This window comes from Billgrantia antri (genome assembly GCF_019430905.1).
GTDB classification, from domain to species: domain Bacteria; phylum Pseudomonadota; class Gammaproteobacteria; order Pseudomonadales; family Halomonadaceae; genus Halomonas; species Halomonas antri.
This window is the reverse complement of record NZ_JAHYCA010000003.1, coordinates 424,578-440,803: the sequence shown is the minus strand read 5'-3', so window position 1 is coordinate 440,803 and position 16,226 is coordinate 424,578. Positions and strand designations below refer to the sequence as shown.

17 protein-coding genes are annotated in these 16,226 nt (G+C 58.7%); 11 read left to right on the top strand and 6 right to left on the bottom strand.

All coding sequences use genetic code 11. From position 1 onward, the window contains the following. The first annotated feature begins 11 nt into the window (after window positions 1-11). From KPL81_RS10050 to KPL81_RS10005, 10 genes are all read left to right on the top strand, one after another. The gene (locus KPL81_RS10050; RefSeq protein WP_209472840.1) at window positions 12-680 is read left to right on the top strand and encodes an NADH:ubiquinone reductase (Na(+)-transporting) subunit D; all 669 of its coding nucleotides are present in this window, start codon (window positions 12-14) and stop codon (window positions 678-680) included. A 1-nt stretch (window position 681) separates the two neighbouring features. Beyond that, window positions 682-1,299 carry an NADH:ubiquinone reductase (Na(+)-transporting) subunit E gene (nqrE, locus tag KPL81_RS10045; protein WP_209472838.1) on the top strand — a complete coding sequence of 206 codons (618 nt, stop codon included), beginning with the start codon at window positions 682-684 and terminating at the stop codon, window positions 1,297-1,299. A gap of 68 nt (window positions 1,300-1,367) precedes the next feature. Continuing rightward, the gene (nqrF, locus tag KPL81_RS10040; protein ID WP_209472836.1) at window positions 1,368-2,600 is read left to right on the top strand and encodes an NADH:ubiquinone reductase (Na(+)-transporting) subunit F; all 1,233 of its coding nucleotides are present in this window, start codon (window positions 1,368-1,370) and stop codon (window positions 2,598-2,600) included. A 77-nt stretch (window positions 2,601-2,677) separates the two neighbouring features. Beyond that, complete coding sequence (locus KPL81_RS10035; protein ID WP_219791799.1) at window positions 2,678-3,373, top strand: hypothetical protein; 696 nt, start codon at window positions 2,678-2,680, stop codon at window positions 3,371-3,373. 17 nt (window positions 3,374-3,390) lie between these two features. Then, entirely contained in the window at window positions 3,391-3,657 is a 267-nt protein-coding gene (gene nqrM / locus KPL81_RS10030) for a (Na+)-NQR maturation NqrM (RefSeq protein WP_219791798.1), read from the top strand. Between the two features lie 107 nt (window positions 3,658-3,764). After that, window positions 3,765-5,156, top strand: a complete 1,392-nt coding sequence (sthA, locus tag KPL81_RS10025) for a Si-specific NAD(P)(+) transhydrogenase (protein WP_219791796.1) — start codon at window positions 3,765-3,767, stop codon at window positions 5,154-5,156. A 485-nt stretch (window positions 5,157-5,641) separates the two neighbouring features. Further along, complete coding sequence (locus KPL81_RS10020; protein WP_219791793.1) at window positions 5,642-6,379, top strand: hypothetical protein; 738 nt, start codon at window positions 5,642-5,644, stop codon at window positions 6,377-6,379. Between the two features lie 76 nt (window positions 6,380-6,455). Further along, a complete protein-coding gene (locus KPL81_RS10015; RefSeq protein ID WP_219791791.1) occupies window positions 6,456-7,724 on the top strand; it encodes a hypothetical protein in 1,269 nt (422 codons plus the stop codon). A 23-nt stretch (window positions 7,725-7,747) separates the two neighbouring features. Continuing rightward, complete coding sequence (locus KPL81_RS10010; protein ID WP_219791789.1) at window positions 7,748-8,239, top strand: DUF120 domain-containing protein; 492 nt, start codon at window positions 7,748-7,750, stop codon at window positions 8,237-8,239. Between the two features lie 25 nt (window positions 8,240-8,264). Next, window positions 8,265-9,230 (top strand): glycosyltransferase, encoded by a 966-nt coding sequence (locus tag KPL81_RS10005; protein ID WP_219791787.1) that lies wholly within the window; start codon window positions 8,265-8,267, stop codon window positions 9,228-9,230. Between the two features lie 40 nt (window positions 9,231-9,270). On the opposite strand, the gene KPL81_RS10000 is transcribed toward KPL81_RS10005, so the two are convergent. The 6 genes from KPL81_RS10000 to leuS form a co-directional block, all read right to left on the bottom strand. Next, window positions 9,271-9,696 carry a DUF488 domain-containing protein gene (locus KPL81_RS10000; protein ID WP_219791785.1) on the bottom strand — a complete coding sequence of 142 codons (426 nt, stop codon included), beginning with the start codon at window positions 9,694-9,696 and terminating at the stop codon, window positions 9,271-9,273. Between the two features lie 44 nt (window positions 9,697-9,740). Continuing rightward, complete coding sequence (locus KPL81_RS09995) at window positions 9,741-10,691, bottom strand: PA2778 family cysteine peptidase (RefSeq protein WP_219791783.1); 951 nt, start codon at window positions 10,689-10,691, stop codon at window positions 9,741-9,743. A gap of 11 nt (window positions 10,692-10,702) precedes the next feature. Beyond that, window positions 10,703-11,095 (bottom strand): PA2779 family protein, encoded by a 393-nt coding sequence (locus tag KPL81_RS09990; RefSeq protein ID WP_209472816.1) that lies wholly within the window; start codon window positions 11,093-11,095, stop codon window positions 10,703-10,705. 183 nt (window positions 11,096-11,278) lie between these two features. Beyond that, entirely contained in the window at window positions 11,279-12,337 is a 1,059-nt protein-coding gene (holA, locus tag KPL81_RS09985; RefSeq protein ID WP_219791781.1) for a DNA polymerase III subunit delta, read from the bottom strand. Window positions 12,338-12,373: 36 nt separating this feature from the next. After that, window positions 12,374-12,868, bottom strand: coding sequence for an LPS-assembly lipoprotein LptE (locus KPL81_RS09980; RefSeq protein WP_219791779.1), 495 nt, complete (start codon window positions 12,866-12,868; stop codon window positions 12,374-12,376). A 22-nt stretch (window positions 12,869-12,890) separates the two neighbouring features. Further along, on the bottom strand, window positions 12,891-15,473 hold the full coding sequence (gene leuS / locus KPL81_RS09975; protein WP_219791777.1) for a leucine--tRNA ligase: 2,583 nt from the start codon (window positions 15,471-15,473) through the stop codon (window positions 12,891-12,893). A 207-nt stretch (window positions 15,474-15,680) separates the two neighbouring features. Here leuS and KPL81_RS09970 point away from each other — a divergent pair, with 207 nt between their 5' ends. Continuing rightward, complete coding sequence (locus KPL81_RS09970; RefSeq protein ID WP_219791774.1) at window positions 15,681-16,196, top strand: zinc ribbon-containing protein; 516 nt, start codon at window positions 15,681-15,683, stop codon at window positions 16,194-16,196. The last annotated feature ends 30 nt before the right edge of the window (window positions 16,197-16,226 follow it).

Genomic DNA, 16,226 nt, shown 5'->3' with positions numbered 1-16,226 from the left:
GGAGCCTGACTATGTCCGCTGTGACTCCCAAGGGCGTCCTGACGACCCCGATCTTCAACAATAACCCCATCGCCCTGCAGGTACTGGGTATCTGTTCGGCGCTGGCGGTGACGACCAGCATGAGCGTCTCGCTGGTCATGTCGTTGGCCGTTTGTTTCGTAACGGCTTTCTCCAGCTTTTTCATCTCGTTGATCCGGCATCACATCCCTTCGTCGATCCGCATCATCGTGCAGATGACCATCATCGCCTCGCTGGTGATCGTGGTGGATCAGATCCTCAAGGCGTATGCCTACGAAATGTCCAAGCAGCTCTCGGTATTCGTCGGCCTGATCATTACCAACTGCATCGTGATGGGGCGTGCCGAAGGTTTCGCCATGCAGAACTCTCCGGGACTGTCGTTCCTGGATGGCATCGGCAACGGTCTGGGCTATGGCTTCATCCTGATGACCGTGGGCTTCGTTCGCGAGCTGCTCGGTTCCGGTAGCGTGTTCGGTCTAACCATCCTGCCCACCGTGCAGGATGGCGGCTGGTACGTGCCCAACGGCCTGCTGCTGCTGCCGCCGTCGGCGTTCTTCATCATTGGCCTGATCATCTGGGCGCTGCGTTCCACGCACCCGGAGCAGGTCGAGGCGAACGAGTTCAAGATGAAGGAAAACACCCAACCGAAGGAGGCCGTGTAACATGGAGCACTATATCAGCCTGTTCGTTGCCTCGGTCTTCGTCGAAAACCTGGCCCTGGCGTTCTTCCTCGGCATGTGTACCTTCCTGGCGGTATCCAAGAAGGTCTCGGCGGCCATCGGCCTCGGTATCGCGGTGATCGTGGTGCTGACCATCTCCGTGCCCGTCAACAACGTCATATATAGCGCACTGTTGGCGGAGGGCGCGCTGACCTGGACCGGTATCGAAGGGGCCGAGAACATCGACCTGTCGTTCCTGGGTCTGCTGTCCTACATCGGTGTGATCGCCGCTCTGGTACAGATCCTCGAGATGTTCCTCGACAAGTACGTACCGGCGCTCTACAACGCATTGGGCGTGTTCCTGCCGCTGATCACCGTGAACTGCGCCATCCTCGGGGGCGTGCTGTTCATGGTCGAGCGCAACTATAACTTCGGCGAATCCGTGGTCTACGGCCTGGGCTCCGGCGTGGGCTGGGCGCTGGCCATCACCGCGCTGGCGGGGATCCGCGAGAAGCTCAAGTACAGTGACGTGCCGGCTGGCCTGCAGGGCCTGGGCATCACCTTCATCACGGTGGGCTTGATGTCGCTGGGCTTCATGTCCTTCTCGGGCATTCAGCTCTGAGCCGGGGCGCATTTCCGGCGGCGCTCGCGCCGCCGGGAAACAGGTTACACAGCAAATAGGAATCCGACATGGTTGGAACATCTATCATCTTGCTCGGTGTGGTCATGTTCACCGTGGTCATCATCGGTCTCGTCGTGGTGATCCTGGCGGCCCGAAGCAAGCTCGTCAGTACCGGCGACGTTTCCATCGAGATCAACGGCGACCCGGAACACACCATCAGCACCCAGGCGGGCGGTAAACTGCTCAACACGCTGGCGGCCAATGGCATCTTCCTTTCCTCCGCCTGCGGTGGCGGCGGCTCCTGCGCGCAGTGCAAGTGCCGGGTGGAAGAGGGCGGCGGCTCGATCCTGCCGACCGAGGAGTCCCACTTCACTCTGCGCGAAAAGAAGGAGGGCTGGCGGCTCTCCTGCCAGGTGCCGGTGAAGCAGGACATGAAGATCGAGGTGCCCGAGGAGGTCTTCGGCGTCAAGAAATGGGAATGCGAGGTCATCGGCAACCCCAACGTGGCGACCTTCATCAAGGAGCTCAACCTCAAGCTTCCCGAAGGCGAGAATGTCGATTTCCGCGCTGGCGGCTACGTGCAACTGGTGGCGCCGCCTTACGATATCAAGTTTTCGGACTTCGACATCGAGGAGGAGTATCGCGGCGACTGGGAGAAGTTCGACCTGTTCAAGCTCTCTCACAAGAACAACGAGGAGGTCATTCGCGCCTACTCGATGGCGAACTACCCGGAAGAGAGGGGCATTCTCAAGTTCAACATCCGTATCGCCACACCGCCTCCCGGTACAAGCCATCCGCCAGGGCTGATGTCGACCTACGTCTTCAGCCTGAAGCCGGGTGACAAGGTCACGGTGATGGGGCCCTTCGGCGAGTTCTTCGCCAAGGACACCGACGCCGAGATGGTATTCGTCGGTGGCGGTGCAGGCATGGCGCCGATGCGCAGCCATATCTTCGACCAGCTCAAGCGACTCAAGAGCGACCGCAAGATCTCGTTCTGGTACGGTGCGCGTTCCTGGCGCGAGACCTTCTACAATGACGAGTATGATCAGTTGGCCGAGGAGTTCCCCAACTTCGAGTGGCACCTGGCGCTATCGGACCCGCTACCCGAGGACAACTGGACCGGTCCCACCGGGTTCATTCACAACGTGTTGTACGAGAACTACCTCAAGGACCATCCGGCTCCCGAGGACTGCGAGTACTACATGTGCGGACCGCCCATGATGAACGCATCCGTCATCAAGATGCTGCTCGACCTGGGTGTCGAGCCCGAAAACATCTTGCTGGACGACTTTGGCGGATGACCCCCTTCGCCTTCGGGCGATTCACCGGGCTGGCTCTGTGTGGGCCAGCCCGGCTCCTTCTGGCAGTGTCCTTGATCATGGCACTCAGCGCTTGCCGCGAGCAGGCCAGCGAGTACTATCTCCACGGTACGACTCTTGGCACGGGTTACCATATCACCTTGTATGCCGACCTCGATCAGTCCCAGGTTGCTGAACTCGAGGCCGGCATACAAGGTGAACTGGCAACGCTTGAACGTCAGCGAAGTACCTTTACCCAAGCGCTGGACGCGGCGTTCAGCCACTTCTGGATAGCCACGCCGAGCCTGCGGCAAGAGACGGATCGTGTCGTTCACTCGCTTGCTGTCGATCGGTTGACGCGTTGGCTCGAGGACCATCCCATGGCTCCAGCCGCCATGCTGGTCGAAGTGGGCGGCGTAATGCGTGGTCGGGGCAAGCCCTCCGAAAATGGCTGGCGCCTATCGCTTGAGCAGGCAGGGCTTTCGGGACCGGATGGCGCACGACATCTGCGTCTTCAGGATGCCGCCTTGGTGCAGCGCTTTGCCCAGCAGGATGTGGTTCCACTGGTCACGTTGTCGACCCCCCTGGCGGTCAGTGTCGTTGCACCGAGCGCCAGCGAGGCCATGCAACAGGCCAGTCTACTGATCCGGGCCGATCCTGCGGACGCCTTGCTCCTGGCTGAGAACATGGATAGTGCCGCCAGGGTTGTTGTCAAGACACCACAGGGTATCGAAATTCAACATACCGCGGCCCTTGAGCCTTGGCTCGAGCCCTAGCCGCCTGGAGGGAAAGAATGACCACTTTTCTCGTTGTACTGGGCTTCATGCTGCTGATCATGGGGTGTATGGCCATCGGCGTGATCATGGGACGCAAGCCCATTGCCGGCTCCTGTGGCGGCCTCAACAAGCTGGGCCTCAAGGAGGGGTGCGACATCTGCGGCGGCAAGGACGAGGTGTGCGAGGAAGAGAACCGCAAGCGCAAGGGGGAGTCAGTTAGTGCACGCCGTTCGAGCGACGAGAGTCGTGGCGCCGATCTGGGCTATGACGCTACCCGCCGCTAGGGGAGGCATGTCTTGCCCCTTCGCCATGCCAGAACTAGCCGAATTATCGTGCAGCAGGCCTGGCCCCGAAAACCAACATCGACAAGGGAAAGGAGACGCGAGCGCCCATGGCAATCCATAACTATGACGTGGTGGTGATCGGTACCGGGCCCGCCGGCGAGAGCGCGGCGATCAATGCCGCCAAGCATGGCAAGCGGGTGGCGGTCGTGGAGAAGCAGCCGATCCTGGGGGGGAACTGTACCCACTGGGGAACGATTCCCTCCAAGGCTCTTCGCCATCAGGTCAAGCAGATCATGCAGTTCAACACCAACCGCATGTTCCGTGATATCGGTGAGCCGCGCTGGTTCTCCTTTCCCAGAGTCATGGAGCGCTCGCGAATCACCATCGACCAGCAGGTCGAGATGCGTACCAAGTTCTATGCGCGCAATCGTATTGATCTGTTCAGCGGGGTGGCCCGCTTCAAGGACGAGCACACCTTACTGGTACGCGACCGTCAGGAGGCCTTGGAGGAGTTGGCGGCGCAGAAAATCATCATTGCCACCGGTTCGCGTCCCTATCGTCCCGCAGACATCAATTTTCGACATCCGCGCATCTACGATTCCGATAGCATCCTGAGCCTCTCGCATACGCCGCGTACGTTGATCATTTTCGGTGCAGGTGTGATCGGTTGTGAATACGCTTCCATCTTCTCCGGACTCGGCGTCAAGGTGGACTTGATCAACAGTCGAGATCGTCTACTGTCGTTTCTCGATGACGAGATCAGCGACGCGCTCTCCTATCATCTACGCAAGCATGGCGTACTGATCCGCCACAATGAAGAGTACGAACGGGTCGAGGGAGACGAGTCGGGCGTGGTGGTCTATCTCAAGTCGGGCAAGAAACTGCGTGCCGACGCCTTCCTTTGGGCCAACGGCCGCACCGGCAACACCGACGAGCTCGGCCTGGAGAACATCGGTCTCGAAGCCAACGGCCGTGGCCAGCTCCAGGTAGACGACCACTACCGCACTGCCATCCCGCACATCTATGCCGCCGGCGACGTGATCGGTTGGCCGAGCCTGGCGAGCGCCGCCTATGACCAGGGTCTCAATGCCTGCGACGAGTTGCTCGAACGCGACTATCGCTTCGTCAACGAGGTGCCGACAGGCATCTACACTATTCCCGAGATCAGCTCGTTCGGGCGGAGCGAGCGTGAGCTCACCGAAGCCAAAGTGCCCTATGAAGTTGCCCAGGCTTTCTTCAAGGATACCGCCCGTGCTCAGATCACCGGCGATACGGTTGGCATGCTCAAGATCCTGTTTCACCAGGACACTTTGGAAATCTACGGTATCCACTGCTTTGGCGACCAAGCTTCGGAGATCGTGCACATCGGCCAGGCAATCATGCAGCAAAAGGGCGAAGCCAACACCCTCAAGTATTTCGTCAACACCACCTTCAACTACCCCACCATGGCCGAAGCCTACCGGGTAGCAGCACAGAACGGACTGAATCGGGTGTTCTGACCCTTTCCGTTCAGGATCCCTCCGCTTTCACGTGCCGGTCGTCATGACCGGCACGTGTCCTTGCCGGCAGCACCGCTTGCGCAGCCCAAGGAATCGCCCACGCTAGCGCTTCGTCATACGCGCCGTTCGCGGTGCATGGCTCTAGGCTCGCAAAAAAGAATGAGAAAAATGATATACGCAGCGCTGCGCGAGCTGTGTGATCTTGAGTATCGAAAGGTTTCAATTTGTTCTTTCCGAGAGCTTGCATTAGCGTCTTGATTACGAAAGGAGGAAAACCGTCGACAAACTCTACACAAGAGAGGCATGTTGCCGAGTCTATTGGCTGAGGGGGGGCTATGAAGCGAACGCTGGGCGCGTGGGGAAGGAGAGTTGTCGGAGCGTGTCTCGCTGGGCCATTGCGCCTGGCCGGTTACCGGATCGAAAGGCAACAGGCTCCTTTACAGGACATGAGGGCCCCCGGGAGGTGTCCCACGCCTCTGGAAGGCATGTATGTCAGCAAGCAGCGGAGATATGTGGTAGACGTGCCGCTTGCTCTGCTGGCAAGCACTAACCTGATGCACATCTGGATTGAGGTGATTCGTGTCTATGAACGTGGCGGAAGGGGGGCGGCACTGCGGTTCTTTTCCGATTATTTTAATGAATTTCAGCCAAGAAATGTGGCCGAGTTCCTGAATGTAATGCCCAACAAGAAATGGCTCCTCCTGGATCCACTTGCTTATGTATACCCATGGGATGCATCGACACCGGAGGAGAAGAGAGAATTCCGCATCAAGTTGATGCGTGATGAGGCGAAAAAGAATGGTTTCGAAGCCTGGCGCGAGGAAGATGGCTGGAAAGGCTTTGGCCCAGTCTCCCCCAAGTTGGTGGAAATGGAGCTGAAAAGACTCATTGATGCGTATGAGTCTATCAGGAGCATAGGGCTGAGGGAGGAGTTTGGACTGATAAGAGCTAGAATATTTTCCACTAAAGGAGAGGAAGTCATACAGCCTAGGCATGGCTGGCATCGCGTTGCGATATGTCTGGCTTTGGAAATAGAAAGCATTCCCATGCTGTTCGATAAGGATAACCCTGTCATCAGGCTCGAGGAGGCCCATTTGTGGCCTAATGTTCGGCGTGGGCTTTATACAGAGGAAGAGGCTACCGACTTTTTCCGTCGTCGGTTCGAGCGGCATTTGCAAGAACGATTATGGCCGAAACGTGAAGTGATCAGACAAGCCGTCTAGCTATTGAAAAGCCAGAGCGAGATGAAAAATGGATACTATCGGGCGTGTGAATGGGAGTTCGGCCGAGCCTGACGCCATGTTCAAGCTTGAAAAAAAAGGGCGTGGGCCTGCGAGTGAGCTAGCCGTGATGCAGGAAAGGAAAGATCTGGTAAGAAGAGACTTTTCTTGTTTTGCCATATGGGAGGGGGGGCGGAGCAAGGAAGGTGAGATTGTCGAAGGAATAAGGCGTAATTTCAATGTTTTAGGCGATTATAATATATACTGGTCGGAGCGTAACTATAATAGAAATATACAACGTCTTTACCAAAGGTCCTCGGGTTCACTTGATTTCAAAGGGTATGATAAAAAGATTGGAAAACCCCCGTTTCGCTTCATTATTGTTGAGGATCTAGAGCCTCAGTATGCCTTGATACGGAATGTGTCAGGTAATATTGAACTTTCTAATCGCAATGTCGTGAAGAAAAAATATGAATTTCGCGCTTGGTTCGACAAGGCATACCAGGTGCACTCCAGTAATAATTACGAAGAATTCATATTTCAGACATCCCTAGTTCTAGGCAGCGAACTTCTTGCTGAATGCCTATCCTCTGATGTCCCTATAAAGAAAGACATACAAAAGGACCTTGAGGGAGCTAATGGCTGGCGGGACTGGAATGAGCCATTTGAGATTTTGAATAATTCCGTAAAATACCTTGTGCTGAGGAATTTCGAGAATCTCCCTGTCAAGACCGGCTGTGGTGACGTGGATTTTCTTTGCTCCGACTTCCAGAAACTGGCCTCGGCGGCCAACGTCTACCAGAAGAGTGGGAGGCCGTACAAAGGAACTATCGACATTGCAGGCAATACAATACCTGTCGATATCCGATTCGTGGGCGATGGATATTATCCTTGTTCTTGGGAAAAGGACATGCTGGAACGCAGGAAAAAGCATGGGAATTTCTTTGTCCCTGAGTTGGAGGATCTCTTCTTTTCACTGCTTTATCATTGTAAAGTTCATAAGAGTCGAGTTAGCGAAAGTTATGTCGAGCTTCTCGAAGAGATTGCAAGGGAAAAACAGTGGGTTTGGTATCAAGATGTAAATGTGCATGATAATCTGCAAATGGGTGGTCTGCTCAAAGGATATCTTAAATCCAATAACTATTATTACGAAAAGCCTATAGATGTTGGGGTCAATATTAACAAGGAAGTGGTGAGATTGCTAAGTGAGTCGATGTTCGGCGAGAGAGAGTTGGGGGTTTTCGGAAAAATGGCCATGAAACCTGTTCGCCTCGCTAATAAGGTATTGAGAAAGGTGAAGCACCAAGTTAAACCGAGTTTCAATGTGATTGGAAAATCTATCCATTAAGATTCGACTCGAGGGGATGGATAATGAGAAGGGTTGAGGGGGTCGTATCTTCGGGCAGGGGGAGGGCTAACGAGCATATAACTCATTCCGTCGAGGAAATCGAGAACCTCACGGGGCTGCGCATCTTCCCTGGTTCCTTGAATATCGTTCTTGATGATGGAGTCAAGCTGCGCGTCGCCTGCGCAAAGAAATTCGATAACGGAAGGCGTTTTATCTGGCCGGCTTTCATAGCCGGCCAGCCTGTATGGATATATCGCTGGCAAGGCACGCCATTCCATATTATGGAAATACTTTCCGATAAGAAGCTCAGAGAGGTGCTTAATGTGCAGGACGGCTCGAAGATAATAATCGACTTGGATGAGGTCTTTGTCGAGAGAATGTGTCTGCGTGAGAAGATCTCCACGCTTGTGATTTGGGGGTTTGGGAGAAGTCATCTTTACTACAGAAGAAATTATACCAGTAATAGAATGATTTTCTTTGCCAGAAGATGCATGCGAGATGGGCAAAGAAAATGATATGTGATATCGATATGGAGCGATAATGAAAAAGGCTAGCATTAGTGTGATTATGCCGGCATTCAACGTCTCGCGCTACATGGAGGAGGCACTCACCTCCATGGCACATCAGGAGACTCTCCCCGATGAAGTCATCGTCGTCGATGATGGCAGTGCGGATGATACACTGGCATTGGTTGAAAAATTTCAGCACCCTTACCCTGTCAAAATACTATCTACCAGAAACCAAGGGCAAGGGTGCGCTAGAAACCTGGGGCTTTCGTTGGCTAGCTGTGAATATGTGTATTTTTTCGATTCGGATGACTTGGTAACGCCGGATTTCATATCCGATATGAAAGATTTGGCAGAGGATAATGCTTTCCCAGATATTATTTTCTTCTCGGGAAGGAGCTTTTATGACGGCATCGACGAAAGCGTCATCCAACTGGAATATGACAGGGGATTTGATGGAGTCTTCGAGTCCTCGATAGAACTGCTCGAAGCGTTCCGTGCTAGCGGAAGATTTTCCGCCTCGACCTGTCTGTACATGAGCAGGCGCCGTCTATGGACCGATGCCTCGCTTAGGTTCATCCAACACTTTCATGAGGATGAATGCATCCTCTACCCATTGGTGATGGCCGCTAGACGCTGTCTGGTGACACAGCGGGTTTACTTTGAAAGACGCATAAGACTGAACTCGACCATGACCCAGCACAAGGTTCCCAAGCACGTTCAGGGCATGCATGCTACCGTCAGGACCCTCCTGATGCTCAACCGGAAAGTGAGGGACAGGCAGCTCACCACGTTCATCCATCGACGTATGAGGCTTTTCCTCAAGCGCTATGTATCCCTGTGCAGGAGTGCAGGAACTGAGATCGACTTGAACCTACTGGTGAGGGCTTGCCTGGAATTACGTGATCCTACGGTGCTGGCATATCTGCTCTATTACCTGTTCGATGGCCAAGCAAGGGGTCGGATCAGGAGATGCATGCGCGCAGGGTCGAGAGGATGAGAAGCCTCGCAGTGGTGCCGAGGTAGCTGGCATTGGACATTTACTCGTCCGGTACTTGGTGCCGATAGCAAGGCGGCGAGGCCAGTTCCAGATCCTCCACGTCCTCATGCCGCAGTGCTTCAAGCAGAGCCTGCTGCAACAGTGGTAGGTAGGACTCCTCGAGATTGCGGGCGGCGGATAGCAGCGTCAACTTCCCTTGGCGGGCATAGCGCATCAAGGGAACCAGGTTCTCGGGATGATCCCTCAGCTCGCCACGATAACGCACGGCAAAGACCTTGGGGCTGATCTCGTCCTGACGTAGTTGGCGACTCAGCGAGGGCGAGGGCGACGCGTCACGATACCACTCCGTCAGCGCCAGGCTCTCGCGCCTCTTTCCGCGAGGCCAGAGGCGATCGACCAGAACCCGGGCACCGTCCGTTGGTTCGCCCGGGCTATAGATTCGCTTGAGTACGATCTCGTAGCTCACGCCGTCTCCCTTTAATGCTATCGACTCTCTTTGGCTGAGCCGGGCTACAACCGCTGCAGCGCCTCCCTGGCGCGTGGCTGCCACTGGCCAGGCAGATCAGCGGCGCGGCCCAAGGCCTGGCGAGCCTCGCCGGTTTCGCCCTGCGCGCCCAACAGCAGCCCCAAGTTCAGCCATGCTACGCCCAAGTCGTCCCGATGCGCTACCGATGCGCGAAATGCCGCTATGGCGCCCGATGCATCTCCTGCGGCATGGCGGGCATTACCCAATGCAAAGTACCCCATGCCGGAATCGGGGAAGCGTGCCACCAAAGCCTCCCAGGCCGGGACGGCTGCTTCGGCCCCCTGCACCTGCTCGAAGGCAGCGATCGCCTGTAGCGCGTGCTGCTCACCGATACCGCTAGGCATCTCGCCGGGAGCCAGGGCGACGAAAGCCCAGCGATCGCTGCGTGCCCAGGTGGCATCAAAGCGGCGGAAGGATTCGATGCGCGCCGCTTCTTCTCCGCTGTGCACGGTCATTTCCTCGGCTTCCAGATCGTAGCCGATGGCCACGGCGTAATGCCACATCGGCCATGCCGGAAGGGCAAGGTTCTGCATGACGACGACAGGGTGGCCGGCGGCGATTTCGGTGAGCAGCGCATCGAAGCTGTTGTCGAGGACGTAAGGAATACGGCCGTGGCGTCTCACCGTGGCAAGCATCTCGGGTTGAACGCTTCCCTCGCGACCGGGCAGGAAGACCTGTGGAATCAGGCGCTCCATGGCTACGTCCGCACCGTCATGGTTGAGCACCATGGCTAGCGAAGCGGGTCCACACTGATATTCTCGTTGGGCGTGGAATGGAACGTCCTCGATCAGCGTTTGCTGCGGCAAGGCCTGCTCCGTACTTTCGGTCAGGCGCGGCGTCGAGGCGCAACCCACCAGCATGAACAGCCACAGTCCCATCAGAAAAACGCCCGCGAAGCGGGCGTTCTTGCGTAGTGGCATGAAACGGTTCTGCATGTCGTCTTTCATCAGCGGGTGAAGGGGAAGACGTTGGTCAGACCCAGGATGTCGGTGACCAGCAGGACAAGGAAGATGAGGACCAGGGCACCTACGACGCTGGCACCGGCGGGCAACTGGTCGAGCTGCTCGGCCATCTGACGGGCCTCTTCGTCAGAAAGAGCGGCCACGCGGGCTTCGACTTCGGCCGGGTCCACCCCCTGGGCGACGAGCTGTTCCTGAACGTCGGCCCGAGAGAGGATCTCGTTGATTCGCTCCCGGTCGGCGTCGGCTCGTTCGGCCGAGAGGGCTGCCTGGGTAGAGACCAGCTCGCTGGCGGGAAGCGGCGCGGCCGATACCGAGACGCTGCCGAGTACCAGGGCGAGAATCAGCAGGGGACTGAGAAAGCGGCGGAGTGTTTTCATGATCAGTGTTCCTTCTTCTTGAGGTAAGGCTTCCGGCTCTTGAATGATCCAGCGCTCCCGGTTCGGTGAGCGCAGAGGTCCACTTGCTCCAGCGATGCTGTATAAGTATAAGCAGAAAGCGCGTGAAATTTCATGCCCTTGCATAAATCGATATGTCGAAATAATCGAGATGCAGTGACCAGCTTATCCCACACGATAAGAGGAGGGCAGCTCAGCGAGCAGGCCGCGGCCACCCGCCAGGGTCAGTGCCAGGTCGTGTAGCCCCTCCCACAGCGGCAAATGGGCGGCGCCCTTGATCGAGAGATCGAGGCGCTGGGAAAACAGCAGCAGCTTGTGCAGGCGTTTCCTTGGCAGGCGCGAGATGGCCTGTTGGTAGGCTGGGCGGCGCTTGTCGAAGATCGCCGGTTTCTGTGCCTTGCAGGCGTGTTCGAAACTCTGGCCCTGGTCGAGGTGTTGATGCAGCGACAGCAGGGTGCGCAGCTCGCGGGTCAGCGCCCACAGCACGATGGGGGCCTCGACGCCTTCCCCACGCAGGCCCCGAACGATGCGCGAGACGCGTTCGCGCTCCCCCTTGAGGCAGGCATCGGTCAGGGTGAAGACGTCATAGCGAGCGCTGTCTTCCACGCCGCCAGCAATCTGTGCAGGGTCCACGCGTGTGCCTGGGGGCAACAGAAGGGCCAGCTTCTGCAGTTCCTGATCTGCTGCGAGCAAGTTGCCTTCGGTGCGCTCGCCGAGCAGGCGGGCGGCATCCAGCTCGAGCGACAAACCGTGGCGCTCGGCGCGGTCGCGTAGCCAGAAGCCCAGTCTCGCCATGTCTACCGGCCACACCGGGACGAACAACCCGAGTTTGTCGAGCGCCTGGAACCAGGCACTCTTCTGCTGGCGGAAATCGAGCTTGCCCATGCTGACGAGCAAGACGTTGTCACGGTTGCCCGGTGCTTCGGCGTACTCCTTCAGTGCCTTGGCGCCCTCCTGGCCGAGGCTCTGGCTACCCAGACGCAGCTCGATCACCTTGCGCGAGGCAAACAGCGACAGGCTGGCGGCAGCCTCGCGCAGCCGGCCCCAGGCGAAGTTGGCCTCCACGTGAAGGATGTCGCGCTCATCGATGCCCCGCTCGCGGGCCGCGCTGCGCACGGCGTCGCAGGCTTCCATGTGCTGTAGCGGCTCCTCACCGGCCACGATTACCACCGGGGGCAATTTCTTGGCCAGCGCTTCCGGAAGCTTGTCGGCAAAGACCTTCATGAGCGCGCCTTCATGCGAGCAGTAGGGAGTTAATATTCACGAGCCGTCGGTCACTGCGCGCAGACGGTCGAACAAGCGGCGCTGGGCCTCCTGACGCAGGTCCTGGCGCGCTTCCTCGCGGAGATCATCCTGAGCCAGCAGATTGTCGTCGCTGACGGTGAATCGGGTCGATACCTCGAGGCGCTGTTCGGAGAGGCGATAGGCCCCGTCGCTACGCTGTTGTACCGAGAAGGGTACCGTGAGCGACATCTCCAGCTCTTGAGGACCGCTGTCGAGAACGCTGAGCTGGCGTTCACGGAAAGTCTCCGGGCCGAGATTGAGCACCAGCGGAGCGTTGTCGTTAACCCGGGTGCCGATCGCTGTCAGGCGCTCTTCCACCAGGCGGGCCAGCTCGCTGTCGTCTCCCGCCAGTGCGAGTTCTTCCAGGGCTAGTCCCGGCGTATCGAAGCCGCGCAGGCGAAAGCCGCAGCCGGCCAGTGCCATGGCCGCCCCGGCGGCCATGGCGAGGTTGAGAAAATCGCGTCGCTGCATGGGGGCTCCCGTTCGGTCTGCGTCAGCTCACCACGATATTGACCAATTTGCCCGGCACCACGATCACCTTGCGTACCACCTTGCCCTCGGTATGGCGCTGCACGTTCTCGGCGGCGAAGGCTTCGGCTTCGATGGCTTCCTTGGAAGCCTCGGCCGCTACCTCGATGCGGGCGCGCAGCTTGCCGTTGACCTGTACCACCAGCTCGATGGTGTCGCGCGCGAGAGCCGATTCGTCCACCTTCGGCCAGGGGGCGTCGATGGCTGGCTCTTCATGGCCCAGCTCGCGCCACAGCGCATGGCAGGCATGCGGCGTGATCGGTGCCAGCAGCAGCACGCAGGCTTCCACGGCCTCGCGGGCCACGGCCAGGCCCTGGGGCGTGGCGTCGTCGAACTTGGCAAGGGCGTTGCTCAGCTCCATCACCGCAGCGATGGCAGTGTTGAAGGTGGTGCGCCGGCCGATATCGTCGCTGGCCTTCTTGATCGTTTCGTGGGTCTTGCGCCGCAGTTCACGCTGGGCGTCGTTGAGTGCCACGGTGTCCAGCTTGCCCGGCTGGCCGGCCTCGAGGTGTTCAAACACAATGCGCCACAGGCGCTTGAGGAAGCGGCTGGCACCCTCGACGCCCGAGTCGGACCACTCCAGCGACTGCTCGGGCGGCGCCGCGAACATCATGAACAGGCGCACGGTGTCTGCGCCGAAGCGGTCGATCATAGACTGCGGATCGACGCCGTTGTTCTTCGACTTTGACATCTTCTCGATGCCGCCCATCTCCACCGGTTGGCCGTCACTGATGAGCACCGCGCTGACCGGGCGGCCCTTGTCGTCTCGCTTGACCTCCACGTCGGCGGGATTGAACCACTCCTTGCCACCGTTCGGCGTCGAGCGGTAGAAGGTCTCGGCGATCACCATGCCCTGGGTGAGTAGGCGCTGGAACGGTTCGTCGACCTTCACCAGGCCCAGGTCGCGCATAAGCTTGGTGAAGAAGCGCGCGTAGAGCAGGTGCAGGATGGCGTGCTCGATACCGCCGATGTAGAGATCCACCGGCAGCCAGTAGTCAGCGCGCTCGTCGAGCATGGCGTCGCGATTGTCGGCACAGCAGAAGCGGGCAAAGTACCAGGACGACTCCATGAAGGTATCGAAGGTATCGGTCTCGCGCACCCAGCCGTCGCCCAGCTCATAGAACTCGGGCATACGCTTCAGCGGCGAGCCGCTGGCATCGACGGTGACCTCCATGGGCAGGGCGACGGGCAGCTCGTCGTCGGAGAGCGGCACGGTCTGCCCTTCGGGGCCGTACTTGACCGGGATCGGTGCGCCCCAGTAGCGCTGGCGGGCCACTCCCCAGTCACGCAGGCGATAGTTGATCTTCACCTCGCCGCGACCCAGCTCAGCCAGCCTGCCGGCGATGGTCTCGAAGGCGGCATCGAAGTCCAGGCCGTCGAACTCCCCGGAGTTGATCAGCACGCCGTATTCCACGTAGGCGCCTTGCGAGAGATCCGGGGCCTGGCCGCTCTCGTCGGCAATGACTGCCTCGATGGGCAGGTCGTACTTGGTGGCGAACTCCCAGTCCCGCTGGTCATGGCCGGGAACCGCCATCACCGCCCCGGTGCCGAACTCCATCAGTACGAAGTTGGCAACGTAAACGGGCACCTCGCGACCGGTAAGCGGATGCACGGCCATATGGCCGGTAGGCATGCCGCGCTTCTCCTTGGTGGCCAGCTCCGCCTCGGAGGTGCCGCCCCGGGCGCATTCCTCGCAGAAGGCTGCCAGCTCGGCATTGTCTTCAGCCGCGGCTTTGGCCAGCGGATGCGCGGCCGCCACCGCCACGTAGGTGACCCCCAGCAGGGTATCGGGGCGAGTGGTGTAGACCGAAAGCGGTTCTGCCACGCTGCCGTCGGCAGCCTTGATATCGAAGCTGAGCTCCACGCCACGCGACTTGCCGATCCAGTTGCGCTGCATGGTCTTGACCTGCTCGGGCCACTCGATCTTGTCGAGGTCGGCAAGCAGCTCGTCGGCGTAGTCGGTGATGCGCAGGAACCACAGCGGGATCTCCTTGCGCTCCACCAGTGCACCGGAGCGCCAGCCGCGGCCCTCGATGACCTGTTCGTTGGCCAGCACGGTCTGGTCCACCGGGTCCCAGTTGACCGTGGACATCTTCTTGTAGACCAGCCCCTTTTCCACCAGCTTGGCGAAGAACCACTGCTCCCAGCGGTAGTAGTCGGTATCGCAGGTGGCGAACTCGCGGCTCCAATCGTAGGCGAACCCCAACGCCTGGAGCTGGCTACGCATGTAGTCGATGTTGTCATAGGTCCACTTGGCCGGCGGCACCCGGTTCTGGATCGCCGCGTTCTCGGCCGGCATGCCGAAGGCGTCCCAGCCCATGGGCTGCATCACGTTCCTGCCCTGCATGCGCTGGAAGCGCGAGACCACGTCGCCGATGGTGTAGTTGCGCACGTGCCCCATGTGCAGCTTGCCACTGGGGTAGGGGAACATCGACAGGCAGTAGAACTTCTCGCGGCTGGCATCCTCCACCGCCTTGAAGCACTGGTTCTTCTCCCAGAAGTTCTGGGCGTCGCGTTCTATCTCAAAGGGCTTGTACTGGGCATCCATCGGCTTTCGAAATGACCTTAATGTGTTCGGGCACGGCGCGCCGTGCGCTTGCGCAGAAAGTTGTCCGACGTCATTGCCGGCCGGCAGTCTCACGATAAAACGTTGAACTGACGGCGGGATGGCGTCTAAATGGTAACCAAGGATACCCCAGTAGCGCATGCCCGGCCATGCCCGGTCCATGCCGAAAACCGCTTCGAGGAGATGACCATGAGCGAACGTCCCGACTCCCATCGCGAACATCGGCTGCGTGAGGGCTATGAGCGCATGCTTGGCAGGCTGCGTGAGGGTGCGGATGATCTGACCTGGGAGAACCTTCAGCGGGAATTGGACGAGGCGGTAGAGTTCGAGGCCGAACTGGAGGAGTTCACCAAGGACGAACTCGCCCTGCTGCGCGCCTGGGTCGAGCGTGACCTGATCGACATGCGCCGCTACCTGCGGGCAGGTGGTCGTGGTGTGGCCGCTTGGTTGGGCATCGACCTCGATCATCTCTCGCGCCGAGTGGTGGAGTCACTGTTCTCCATTGCCGACCGCAGCATTGTCGAGAACGCACAACTCAATGAAGACCTGGAAGCAGCCCGGGCCGACTACTGCGAAGGTGAGGTAGCGGCACCTGGGCGCATGGCTTGCGTGCACTGCGATGCGGTGGTCGAACTGGAGGGTGTGAAGCGCATCGAGCCTTGCCATCGGTGCGGGCACCGCTACTTCTATCGCCTATCGCAATAAGCGAGCCCTGAGTTGGCGGGTTGGTGCCAT